The sequence below is a fragment of the Streptomyces qinglanensis genome (genome assembly GCF_900111245.1).
Classification (GTDB): domain Bacteria; phylum Actinomycetota; class Actinomycetes; order Streptomycetales; family Streptomycetaceae; genus Streptomyces; species Streptomyces qinglanensis.
In genome coordinates this window covers 210,579-223,080 of the sequence record NZ_FOGO01000009.1, presented here as the reverse complement: position 1 = coordinate 223,080, position 12,502 = coordinate 210,579, and the positions used below count along the sequence as shown (strand labels likewise).

Genomic DNA, 12,502 nt, shown 5'->3' with positions numbered 1-12,502 from the left:
TGAAGGTAACTTCTAGAGACATCATGAATATGCTCCAGGTTGAGATTCTCCGATTCAATTGGTCTGCCTTGCCATGTGGTTGTCACAGGACTGCTGACCATATCCCCCGCGACTTTCTCGTTTCACTTTCCGAGGAAGTGCCCTCAGATGATGCCGGTGCTACTTGGGCGGACAACCATGCCTACATCCAGTCGAACCTGATGGCCCCGGCCGTGGCCACGGCCTCGATGGTGATGAGTGCTCTCGCAGTTGGAGTGCCGGTCCACCACCGGTGTAACCTTCTGGAAGTCCTCCAATCCCTGGCGTGCGGTGAACAAGACGCTGTGGCAGCCCAGTGCCTGGACGTCATCCGAGGCGGCAAGTGGCTACTTTACGAAGAAATCACCTCTGGGCGTTCAATGGACGCTGCAGTTTATTCCCACGAAATCATAGCTCTGATGGAAGAAGAAGCCGAAAGGTTGCAGTATGTCCGCACGGCAGCCCAAGGCAAACTACCCTCATACCTGCTAAATGAAAATTACGAGTCGCATCCGTGAAAACTCTGACGTGCGGCTTGAGTCGCGTCCGAGTTCAACCACGACACGTCACATCCGTGTAGGGCTTCGTGCCTGGGCACGCGATTCCCAGAGCGACATGTTCGTGTCTGGGAGCGGCAACCCTGCGGGTGCGGGCAGTGGTTCGTGTCACCCGTGCACGGGGGTCCTTCTGTATTGCAAACACGAAGGAACTCCCTGCCCCGAGCAGGAGAGATGCGGAGACCGCGGTTATCCCACGTTGAACTGCGTGTGGACCGTCGACGGTTGCTGGTTGTGTGCTGCTTACTGTCCCGCAGCGGCGCGTTTTCGCAGGTGACTGCGATGCCGTCGACGTTCCGCTTCAATGTGTAGCGAGCACGGCTGACTGGCCTTCCTTGCCCAGTCGAACTAGCAGGTCAGGCGGGGTTTGCCCATTTTGGGCCCACCCCGCTGGGTCTTCCTTCGCTGGTTGGTCGCTGGGTGAAACTGATACGTCGCGTCACCTGTCATCACCTGTCGTTGTCCGTACGGTCGCTGGATATGCGCTGGTCGAACTTGACGCACAGTCAGGTATAAGCGGACGGTTGTCCTCGGAATGGGCCGTGATGGGCGCCTGCCTGCTGCGCGGTTGCCGGACCCCGCCGAACGGCGCCCCGGCTCCTTGTCGGCTTCAGGGCAGTGTTTGGCGACTAGCTCGTCGGCGAGACGCCGCCACGGACCACCCCCGCTCGCGCCGGGACCACTTCGGCGGGTTCGCGTGCCAGCAGAACGGCGACGGACCACCCCCGCTCGCGCGGGGACCACCAGGACGGCACCACCAGCGGCCGCTTCCACTCCGGACCACCCCCGCTCGCGCGGGGACCACGCCCTGAGGCTGGTCAAGGAACCGGACTACGAGGGACCACCCCCGCTCGCGCGGGGACCACACTTCCTGACCTGCCCTGCTAGTGGGGCTTTGCCAGTTCTTTGTCATTGTGGATCCTTGTCATTGGTCCATGGTGGCAGAGAGCCGGTGCCACGGGTGGATGGTCCATGAGCCTGTTCGGGCCGGGTGTCGTTCGGGGCGTCTCAGTGGCATGGCGGCCGCCAGGGAGCGCAGGTCGAACAGGGGGAGGGCCGGCGTGAGCCAAGCTGTGGTCCGGTAGCGCGTCGTGGTTTCCCCGCTCGGTCGAGTCGCGGTCGTGGAGGACCCGCCTGCCCTGAGCGGGGCAGATTTGGAGACTGGGCGCTGGTCCCTGCGCCGACCTGTGTGCGGATCGGCCGGTCCGGCTGCCTGCTGCATTCGGCGCGCGTGGGGTCGACGCTTCTTCTCGCACCCGGGTGAACACAAGTGGTCAGCGCCGTGGTTCAGGAGGCTTGTGAGCGGTCCGTCGACGGTTGCCGGGCCATGCGCTGGACACCGAACCTCAGCGGTGCGATTCCGCCGGTGACGGCGGTTTCGCTGCGCCGCTGTCGAGGGCAGCTCACCGGTCGTGGCGTACTGCGACTGCGACTGCGACTGCGGCGCCGGCGCCGGGAAGCCGTGCTCCGTCACGATCGGTGCGGATGCCACCGATGCAGTCGAACGTCCAACAGCATTCGCGCCCTCGCTTGGAGGCCAACTGGTCCGCCAGAGCGCTCACTGGCGCTCAGCCGTACCCGAGGCGGGTGCCCGGTTGGTGGTGTCCGTCTCTGGGATCCGGTCGCTGTCGTAACTCATCGGGGTGGCCCGAACGGGGCATGACGAGCACCGCTCGTCCGGAGCCGTGGAAACCGGCGCCCTCCGAAGCGACAGACGGGCCATCGGCCTGCCCGTGGGCAGGGACTTCACACCGAACGAGCCGGCAGGGGCCGCCGCGGGCACCGCAGACTGACGGGCCCTCGTGCGGGATCGAGGCCGGCGGAATGGTTTTCACGGGTCTCGTCCCGACTTTCGAACTGGTCGAATCACCTTCCGCGCCGCGGCGTCCGCCTGCTGGACTTCGTATTTCAGGCGCAAGCAGCCGCTGTTGCAGTATCTCGGCCGCCCGTCGGTAGTACGCCACGGAACCTCGTGGCGTGTCGTCGACGCGATGTGATCGTCGCATTGCTCGGCAACGGCGACCAGGAGCTCGTGGACAGCGGCGGAACCACCGGAGGGCCGGCCCTGACCCGCGATGCGCCTGTGCATCGTCGACAGCGGTCATCGAGAACAGTGGGAAGTCGGTGGATCTGTCATCGGGCCCACGCCGTGAGGGCCTGAATCCGAGGGCCTTTCACGGGCCCGTACGCGGGGGAGGAACGGGATGTCGTTCGAGCAGGAATGGGCGGCCCACAAGGCGGCGGGGGAGAAGTCTGCGCGGATGCGCTTGGACGGGGCGAAGGGGCCCGGCGGCGGATCGAACGCTGATCTCACGGTGCATGACGACGAGCTGGGAAGGATCGGCAACATGGCCTTCGAGCTGCACGGCCGTGTCAAGAAGAAAGCGGACGACGCCCGCTCCGAGACGCACGCTGCCGCGATCTACCTGCTCAACGAGGGCGGATTCGACGATCTCTCCGACGCTCTGCTGAAGGTGAACGACAACTGGAACACACAGGTCACCACGCTCAAGAACGGTTTCGGACTGATCTCGAACCACTTGGACTTCACACGCAAGGCCCATGCGAAGGACGAACGCGACATCGTTCTCGGTATGGAGAACCCCTCCAAGATCACCAAGTACTTCCACAACGACTCCGACACGAAGCGAACCTGAGGGGCCTCAACCGTGACCGCCGAAATGGTGTCGTACCGCGATCTGAGTGAGCTGAAGCTCACCAAGCTGGACACTGCCATCACCAAGTGGAAGGGGATCAAGGACGAGTTCCACGACATCGCCACCGGCGAGGGCAAGGGTGCTGATGTCGTGAGACTGGAGAAGCAGGCCACGGGAGCCGACTGGACAGGTGCCAACGCCGATCTCAGTAAGCAGTTCGTCGTCGAGGTGGCTCGCGAGTTCCACGATGCGGCGCAACAGGCCAAGAGCATCCACCTGGCGGTCAAGCTCTCCCGTCAGCGGATGCAGAAACACCAGTCGGATCTGCAGAAGAAGGTCGAGGACATCCGCGACGAGGGTCTGCATGTCTCGGGTAACGGCACCGTCAGCGACTCCAAGCACTATACCGACGAGGGCAAGCGGAAGGCGGCGGAGGAGAAGATCAAGGCTGCCGGGGCGCGGATCGAGAAGGTGCTGAAAGCGGCGGCCTCGACGCAGCACGACCTCGCCGAAGGGCTGCGTCTCCTGGTGCAGGACGCGCATGATTTCTCCGGCGCCGACTACGGCAGCTACGACGACATCCGGAAGATCGTCGGCCGGGCTGACGCCGACAAGGCCATCGACGAGGTCCGCGACCTGTACAAGCAGGCGAAGAACGGCGACAGCGCCAGCCTGACCAAGCTTGACTCGTTCAATGATCTGGCCGAACTCCAGCGCAGCAATCCGGCTTTCGCGAAGCGGTTGACGACACAACTGGGGGCGAAGGACACCCTGCTGTTCTGGCGGATGATGTGCGGCGACGGTTCCGAGATCACGAACGAGACCGCGCGTGGCAAGCAGTTGGTCCGACTGCGGGACAACCTGGGCATGACGTTGGCGACCGCGTCCCGGGAGAAGGGCCCGGCCATAGCGAAGTGGAAGGACGACATACTGTGGCTCGGCCCCAGGCCGATCTCCAACCCCGGCCACCCGAAGCACGACCCGTCCGGATTCCAGCTCATGAGCAGCCTCATGGGCAAGGGCAGGTTCGACACGGACTTCCTGCGCGACTACGGGAAGGAGCTTCGCGAGTACGACGAGACGATCGGGGACAAGGGCAGGGCGTGGTTCGGGTCGTGGAGCGACCTTGATCCGTCCAGTTCGGGGCGGGGCGCCGACCCGATGGCCGGCTTCCTCAAGGCGGCCAGTCACAACCCGGACTTCGCCACGGAGCTGTTCGAGAACGAGGACACGGCCGACTACTACCTCAAGGACCGCACATATCTCCCTGACAACCCGCAACTGGGGGACGGCAAGAATCGCGCGGCCGAGGCTCTGGGAGACGCGCTCTACGCGGGTGGCAGCGGGATGAACCCCGGTGACCCGCGCGCCGAGTACCTCGAGCACACCTCAGCTCAGAACAAGGCGTTCCACAACATCTTCGACCGTCTCGCGGTGAAGAAGAACGACATGATGCCCGAGTTGCGCGAGGACATGGCGCTTCTCCTCGGCAATCACGGGAACGAGACGTACGAGACGATGAACACGGTCTACGGCCAACCCACCCCGCTCGACCAGGGCAAGCTGATGGAGATAACCAAGCAGATCTCCCGGTCACCGGAAGGCTACGCCGCGCTCAACCAGGCCATGAACCAGACCATGGTCCACGACATCATGACCCGGAAGGATCACCCGACGCTGAGCGCGGAACAGGTCGGACGGGCCCTTGGCTTCCAGGTGGAGGCCCGCCACCAGGCCATCGACGAGATGACGGCGGCCGAGCAGGAGTCCGCCGGCCAGAAGAGCTTCTGGACGTACTTCGGGGTCGCCGAGGCATCCACCGCCCCCAAGATCGCCCCCTTCAGCGCGCACATAGCCAACACCGCGTTTGCCGTCAGCAAGTTCTGGACCGAGGACGAGCAGGACCAGATCGCCGAGGACGGGACTTTGGAGAAGAAATCCGTCAGCGCCGGGCGAGGGCGGCAGATCAGTGCGTTCGCACGCCTCTGGCTGCGAGAGAACGCCGAATATGCCGGAAGTGACGACGAATGGGACACGGAGAAGGGCGTGCTGTACAAGATCGACACGGCGGCAGATGCGGGTAAGCACAACGCGGAGCGCGTCCTGGTGGGGGAATAGCGTTCCCTCAGAGAGCTGGGAACCTGTGGGCGAGGTGCATGCAGAGGGCGAGTCCGAGGAAGTCTGGATGCCGTCGCGGGCCCCCGCACGCGTGAGCGACAGAGCCCGGATGTGCCACTCCGCCGCCGCGAACGGGACTCCCCCCTCCCCGCACGCGTGGGCGACGCGGGCCATGGAGAGGAGCGAGGGCGGATTCGGCGCCCCACCGGACGCGGCCCGGCCCCGCGCCGTGGGCCTGTCCGCGACGCGCGATCTCCGGGGCGATGCCCCGCTCGCGGAGCCGTCCAGCAGGTATGCGGAGCCGTCCAGCAGGTATCCGGAGCCATCCAGCAGGTATGCGGAGCCATGGTGTCCACGGCGCAGCAGCCCGCCCCGGCGTTTCCGTCGATCACGCCTGCCGGCCACCCGGAGCGATGCTGTCCCCACTCGGTCCGCGGCTGCTGAGAAGGGCGACGAGCCATGGCCGACCCCCCTTCCGCAACGGCCGCCATCGTGCGCATGCTCGCCCCTGCCCTCGCACTCCTCCGACGGCCACGGTCCGGATCTGCCGGGCTCGGTACCCGGGAACTGCGCTGCTCGGACTGCTGTGCGCCGCCGGTACGCGCCGTCCCGGTGCAGGCGGAAGGTGTTCATCCGGTGCCGGACAGCCCCGTCGGCCGGGATGTCGCGTCTTGGTGCCCCACGGCCGGAACCTTGCTCGGCGGCATGGCACCCGCCGTCATCAGCAGCCGCCCGTAGGTCCACATGGCGACCGCCACGACCACGAGGATGAGCAGCCATCGCACATGCCAGCGCGCGGGTATGTTCCGCGCCCGGGTCAGCAGATCCTCGTGCGGCGTCTGATGGCGGCGTCTACGGCTTCGGTGGCGGCTCATCGGCGTCTCCTCCTGCCCCCGGCCAGCGCACGCGGACGCGCGCGGCCGATGGTGTCCCGGTACCTCAGCAACTCGAGCGGCATGTCGAAGGCAACCGCTGCCACGACCTGGCGGCCGTAGGCGGTGCGCCGCGAGTAGCGGGCCACGAAGCGTTCCGAACGCAGCGAACCTTCCACTATGTCCACCTCCTCTCCCAGGCCGGGCATGCCCACTGCCTGGATGCGGACGCCGTGCTGCTCCGACCAGAAGCGCGGCACCGGGCTGAACCGCTTCGCGCTCTTCGGACCGAGCAGCAACGAGTCCGCGGCATGCTGTCCCATCTCCACCGCATGGATCAGATGCTCCACGCGAGAGGGCTCCGAGCCGAACCGGGCATTCGGCCACCGAGCCACATCGCCCGCGGCCACGATCCAGGGCACCGGGCGGCCGTGGACGTCGACCGCATGGCAGGTCGGGCCGCACAGCACCCCGTCGGACAGTTCCAGTGCGCTGCCGCGCAGCCACTCGGTGCGCGGCACACTGCCGAGGCCCAGAACCACGAAGTCGCAGGAGAGCACTTCGCCGGAATCCAATCGCAGCGTCAGTCCGTCACCCTCGTCCACCCAGTCGGTCACCTGCGTGCCGAACCGCAGGTTCACTCCCGCGCGTCGGTGGATCGCGCCGACCACCTCGCCGACCCGGGAGCCGAGCACCCGGCGGAGCAGCGGGGCGCTGTGCGTCACCAGCGTGACGTCCATGCCCTGCTGGCCTGCCGTACAGGCCAGTTCACAGCCGACGAACCCGCCTCCGAGGATCACCACCCGTCGGGCCCTGGCCGCGTGCATGGCTCGCTGAACAGTGGCGGCGTCCGCGAGGGTACGGATCGTCCGTACCCGGTCGCTGAAGACGGGCGCTTCGGGGAGTCGCTTCGCATCCACGCCGGTGGCGATCACGAGTCCGTCGAACGGGAGGCTCTCCCCGCCGCGCAGCTCGAGGGTCTTGTCGCGGACGTCCAGGCCCACCACTGGAGTGTTCAGGAGCCAGTGCGCGTCGAGTGTCTCCGCGCCCGAGAACGTCAACTGCTCCGCGCGGACCGTCCCGGCGAGGTACTGCTTGGACAGCGGCGGCCGGCTGTAGGGCTGCCGGCCCTCCTCGCTCACCAGGACCACTTCGCCCTCGAAGCCGCGCTCCCGCAGGCGGGTCGCGGCGCTCAACCCGGCGAGACCGCCTCCGGCCACCACGATGCGCTGCTGGGTGACGCGGGTCGCGGATCCGCTCCGCGGACGCCGGGGCGGCCTGTCCTTGTGCCCGGCTGCGGTGCGCCCACTGATGTCTATCGCCTGCATCGGGCAGCAGCGCACCGCCTGGCGCGCCTGCGCGGCGTAGTCGGCGGGTACGTTGCGGGTGTAGTGCAGCGAACCACCGCGGGAGATCCGGAAGACCTCGGGCGCCTCCTGCTGGCAGATCCCGTAGATGCGACAGCGGTTGTTGTCGACGCTGACCCGCACGGCTTCCGTCTCGGGCACCAGCGTCGGTCCGTGCGGAGGTACCACGTCGGACCGGATCGGCGCCGTGTCGGTACTCCGGTGCGCTGGTGTTCCCGGATCGGCGCCCGGCACAGGGTGGGCGTCCCCCTGTTCCGGCGCGTGGGGGAACGGCTGGACCGGTTGGGGTCCGCGAGACTGCTGGAGTCCGGGAACGGGCGATCGCTCGGCGAAGAGTGGATGCGGAGGCGGTGGATATGCCCTCGGCGGCACGGCTCCGGGCGAAGTCTGCGGCTGTGCGTCCGGGGAGGGCGAGGTCATCGGTAGATCTCCTCAGCGAGCCGTGCGGACTCCTGGCGCTGTCGGGATCGGGGAGGGAACACCCGGATCAGGAACAGCAGCAGACAGGCCGTCGCGCCACCGGCCACCAGCACCGCGACAAGCCCGAGATGGCGGGGCTCCGGGTGCACCGTGAAGACGTGCAGCCATACCAGGAAGAAAGCTGCGTAGGCGAACTGATGGAACCTCAACCAGCGGTGGTACCCGAGCCACCGCTGCAGCCAGAGCGCGCAGGTGACAGCGACGGCCAGTTCGGTGCCGAGGACTCCGAAACCGACCGGGAAGCGTTGCAGCTCCGCGCTGAAGGGCGTGATCAGTTCGCTCACGCCGATGCGCCAGACGGGCTGGTACAGAAACGTCAGACCGTGCATCGCGCCGAAGATCAGCGCGGAGAGGCCCAGGGACATATGAGCCCCGTAGGCGGTGGACCGTTTGATGGCCCGCTGCAGGAATCGCAGCCGCAGCAGGAAGCCGAACAATACGGTGGCCACCATCAAGGCATAGGCGACAAGCGCCGTCACCCGGGCGATCTTGTGTACCCCGTTGTCGTACGGAATCTGCTTGCGATGGGCGTCCAAAGGAGAGCCGGGTATGGCATCCGACATCCCGGCGGCATGCGCGCCCGGAGCCAGCAGAATGGCTGCCGTGAAGAGCAGCACCAGCGCCGTGGCACCCAGCACAATTGAACGGGGTCTTCGCCAACTGCGGGGGGCCGCTATGAAAGTTCTTCCCATTTCCGAAAACCTCGATCGAGTCCACCCCCGTCGGATAACCGCGGTGAGAATGCGGGCGGGACGCCGAGGTCCCACAGTGCACTCTCGGTACTTCCGGAGCAGGTCGGATCGCCGTCTGATCGGAAGCACCGGCCACGTGGCTTCGAGACCGTACACCATGCGCACCGGCCTGCAAGCGGCATCGCGGGGATCCGCCGCCGTGCGGCGACAGGTGCCCGCCCACATGCAGGCCGACGCTGCGGGAACCCGAGCAGATCTGTACACCCGCCGGGTGATGTGCAATCCTCCTGCGGAATCCCCCGCCGGGGGGTGCTGTTGATTCTTCGACCAACGGCATTCGGGCTGGGCTCCGCGAAGGAGCCGTGCGGGAACGGTACTTCCGAGGAGCCGTGCGGGAACGGTACTTCCGAGGAGCCGTGCGGGAACGGTACTTCCGACCCGGTCGGGAGATGCCGCCTACACCTGTCCCTGGAACCGGGCCCGCTCGATACGACGCCGGTGATGTGCGGCAGTTGCGGAGGCGGGGCACCGAAGAGGGCCGGGGCGGACTCTCGATGCCCTCAGCATGTGCCGTACCCGTGCAGTGCACGTGAGTGGCGGCCCCGGGTTCCGGGCAATGCGTAGAAGATTGCCCCCCATACGCTGGTTGCCGGGCCGCAGTGGTGTGATTTCGCGGGTGAGTGCCGCTTCTCCGGGCCACGGTTCCGCACACGACGGCGCATTCGACGTGATCACCCCGGCGAGCGGGCTCACCGGCCGAGTGCCGTCGTGGAGCCCGGCACAGCCGACTGAGCTGATCGAGCTGACTTCGAGCTGACTGAGCCGATGTGTACCGATGACGACGGGGGTGTTCCCCCCTCCTCCGGCCGCAGCGGAGGCCGCGCCGCCGAGGAGCCTCCTCCGGCCTCAGCCGCCCCCGTGGCCGGAGCCGGCCAGTCCGTCGCGGAAGGCGATGGCCGCTGCCTCGGTGCGGGTCGCCGCGTGGAGCTTCGTCAGAATGTGGGAGACGTGCACGCCCGCCGTGCTCGGGGAGATGTGCAGCCGGGCGGCGATCTGCCGGTTGCTCAGGCCCTCGGCGAGCAGCCGGAGCACCTCCTGCTCGCGTTGCGTGAGTCCCTGCGTGAGCCCCTCCTGGGCCGGGCCCGGTCGCAGGAGGCGGGCGATCTGCCGGGCCAGCGGCGCGGCGCGGAGGTCCTCGGCCAGCCGGGCGGCCTCCCGCAGGCGGGCCGTGGCGGCGGACCGGTCGTCCGCGGCCGGCCGGGCCTGCGCGCTGTGGAACAGGCACAGTGCCAGCTCGTACGGCTGCCGGAGCCGGCGCCAGGCGGTGACCGCGTGGTCCCAGCCGTCGTCCTCGACGAGCGCCCGGAGCATGGTCTGCCACGCCTGGTCGAGGGCCCCGTCCACACCGAGTGCGGCGTCGGCCGCCGCGAGCTGGGTCTGCCGGGCCGCGACACGCTCCCGCAGCTCCCGGCCGGGCCGCGGTGACAGCCGGGCCCGCTGCGCCAGGGCACCGGCGACCAGGACCTGCCGGGCGTCGCTGCTGTGGATCCGGGTGAGTGCCGGATCGCTCAGCGCCCGTTCCAGGAGCAGGTCGGCCCGCTCCGGGTCGCCCTGCGCGACGGCGAGCAGGCAGAGCAGCTGATGGCGGGCGAACAGGCTCCCGCCCTCGGAGTGCTCCACGGCTGCCGCGGCCTCGGCCGCCGCCGTCAGGTCACCGCGCAGCAGCGACAGCCGGCCGGCGAGGATGCGCAGGCCCCGCCGCGACTGCGGCGGGGCATCGAGGCGGAGGCTCTCCTCCAGCACGGCTGCCGCCTCGTCCCACCGCCCGGCCAGGATCAGTCCGCTTCCCGTGTGGCGAGCCAGTTCGGCTCCACGGCTGCGGCCCAGACCGTAGCGGCGGGCGAGGCGGATACCGTCGTCCGCGACCTCGGCGGCGCGCGAGTGGTCGCCGGCTCTGGTGTGCAGCGTGGCCTCGTACATGGGCACGGTCAGCAACAGGTCGTTGCTGTCCAGGTGTTCGGCGAGCGCACGGGCCTCGGCCAGCATGCCGAGGTCGCCGCTCAGGGAGCCGACGCCCAGCAGCCCGCGGACGGTGACGAGGGCGTCGTCGGTGGCCCGGCCGATGGTCAGCGCCTCCTCGAACGGTCCGCGGGCCCGGTCCACTTCGGGCAGCAGGCCCATCGCCAGTACGCCGAGCAGCCGGCCGCGCCGGGAACTGCCGGGCGGCAGCAGTTCCAGCGCGCGTTCCCAGTCCTCGACACCGGTGGCGTTCAGCCGGTGCCGCAGTCTGCCCCGGTGTTCGAGGAGCAGGGCGGTGCGCTCGGGCTCCCGCCGCTCGTCCACCGCGGCCAGCCCGGCGCTCGCGTACTCGATGCCGCGGGCGTAGTCGCCGCTGAGCATGCACGCCTCGGCGGCGTCGGTCAGTACGCCGATCCGGTCGGTGTCGAACCGGACGTCCGCGTCCCACAGGTCGAGGACCATGCCGAGCAGGCGGACCTGCTCGGCATAGGCGTACGACCGGCGTGCCCGGTCGGCGGCCAGGTAGGCGGCCGACCGGGCGAGGCCGCGCTCCCCGGCGGCGTGGGCGTGCGCGGCGAGCTCGGCCGGGGCCGCCCCGTCGCGCAGTGCCTCGGCGTAGCGGGCGTGCAGCCGCGCACGCTCGCCGGGCAGCAGGTCCTCGTACACCGCGTCCCGGATCAGGGCATGGCGGAACGCGTAGCCGTCGTCGGCCGCGACCAGCAGGCTGCGGTCGACGAGTTCACGCAGCAGGACGTCCAGCTCGGCCCCGTCCCGCCCGGCCACCTCGGCCAGCAGGCGGTGGCCGACCCGCACGCCCGCCACGGAGGCGAGGCGCAGCAGCGCGCGGGCCGGACTCCGCAGCGACCGCGGGCCGTCCAGCAGCAGGTCGCGCGCGCCCTCCGGGGTCCGCGCGGCGTCGGAGTCCCCTGTGCCGTCCAGGGGCGGCGCGGCTTCCACGGCCCGGGTGCCGTCCCCGGGCCGCCCTTCGGCGTGGGCGAGTGCCTCGACGAACAGGGGGTTGCCGTCGCTGCGTCCATGGATGCGGCCCACGGTGGCCGGGTCGGGTTCGGTGCCGAGGATGGCGGTCAGCTGGCGGCCCACGTCCCCTTCGTCGAAGCGGTCGAGCCGCAGCCGGACGGTGCCCGGGCGGCGGGCCAGCTCCGACAGCAGCGGTCCGGATCCGGGCGGCCGGTGGGTCAGCACGAGAAGCACCCTGGGCCGGGTCAGGTTTCTGACCAGGAAGCCGAGCAGTTCGCAGGTGGCGGCGTCCGCCCAGTGCAGGTCCTCGACGCTGATGACGAGCGGCCGGTCGGCGGCCACCCGCTCGATCAGCGCCAGCACCTCCTCGTACAGCCGGTGCCGGCCGCCTTCGGGCCCGTCTCCGCTCTCGCCGAGCTCGGGGAACCAGCGGGCCAGCCGACGGTAGGGGCCGGGGGTGACCCCTTCGACACGGATCAGTGTGCGCAGGGCTGTCACGAGCGGTGCGTACGGCAGCGCGTCCCGGCCCAGCTCCGCGCAGACGCCTCCGACCACCCGGACCGCCGGGCCCAGCGACCGCGTGAACTCGGCGAGCAGCCGTGACTTGCCGATCCCCGCCTCGCCGGCCAGCAGTGCCACGGCCGGACCCTGTTCGACAGCGGTGTCCAGCGCCGCCGCCAGCGCCGACAACTCCTCGCCCCGGCCGACGAACACCGGACTGACCACGCGCTGCGCCACCACGGC

At 68.9% G+C, this 12,502-nt stretch carries 7 protein-coding genes and 1 pseudogene; 3 read left to right on the top strand and 5 right to left on the bottom strand.

Going from position 1 to position 12,502, the window contains the following annotated elements; translation table 11 throughout:
* Positions 1-23 precede the first annotated feature (23 nt).
* The 3 genes from BMX65_RS32515 to BMX65_RS20205 all read left to right on the top strand — a co-directional run bounded on the left by BMX65_RS32515 (position 24) and on the right by BMX65_RS20205 (position 5,350).
* Positions 24-536, top strand: coding sequence for a hypothetical protein (locus BMX65_RS32515; RefSeq protein ID WP_143081868.1), 513 nt, complete (start codon positions 24-26; stop codon positions 534-536).
* A gap of 2,243 nt (positions 537-2,779) precedes the next feature.
* Positions 2,780-3,232, top strand: coding sequence for a hypothetical protein (locus BMX65_RS20210; protein WP_075001745.1), 453 nt, complete (start codon positions 2,780-2,782; stop codon positions 3,230-3,232).
* Between the two features lie 12 nt (positions 3,233-3,244).
* On the top strand, positions 3,245-5,350 hold the full coding sequence (locus BMX65_RS20205) for a hypothetical protein (RefSeq protein WP_143081867.1): 2,106 nt from the start codon (positions 3,245-3,247) through the stop codon (positions 5,348-5,350).
* A 147-nt stretch (positions 5,351-5,497) separates the two neighbouring features.
* Here BMX65_RS20205 and BMX65_RS34330 read toward each other — a convergent pair.
* The 5 genes and pseudogenes from BMX65_RS34330 to BMX65_RS20185 form a co-directional block, all read right to left on the bottom strand.
* A pseudogene (locus BMX65_RS34330) lies at positions 5,498-5,633 on the bottom strand (IS5/IS1182 family transposase); the annotation flags it as partial.
* 346 nt (positions 5,634-5,979) lie between these two features.
* A complete protein-coding gene (locus BMX65_RS32510; protein WP_143081866.1) occupies positions 5,980-6,225 on the bottom strand; it encodes a hypothetical protein in 246 nt (81 codons plus the stop codon).
* The gene (locus BMX65_RS20195; RefSeq protein ID WP_162637669.1) at positions 6,222-7,730 is read right to left on the bottom strand and encodes an FAD-dependent oxidoreductase; all 1,509 of its coding nucleotides are present in this window, start codon (positions 7,728-7,730) and stop codon (positions 6,222-6,224) included. Before BMX65_RS20195 ends, BMX65_RS32510 begins: the two co-directional genes overlap by 4 nt.
* 275 nt (positions 7,731-8,005) lie before the next feature.
* Positions 8,006-8,707 carry a ferric reductase-like transmembrane domain-containing protein gene (locus tag BMX65_RS20190; RefSeq protein WP_075001742.1) on the bottom strand — a complete coding sequence of 234 codons (702 nt, stop codon included), beginning with the start codon at positions 8,705-8,707 and terminating at the stop codon, positions 8,006-8,008.
* A gap of 960 nt (positions 8,708-9,667) precedes the next feature.
* Positions 9,668-12,499: an ATP-binding protein gene (locus BMX65_RS20185; RefSeq protein ID WP_075001741.1), complete on the bottom strand. Its 2,832-nt coding sequence runs from the start codon at positions 12,497-12,499 to the stop codon at positions 9,668-9,670.
* Positions 12,500-12,502: the final 3 nt, after the last annotated feature.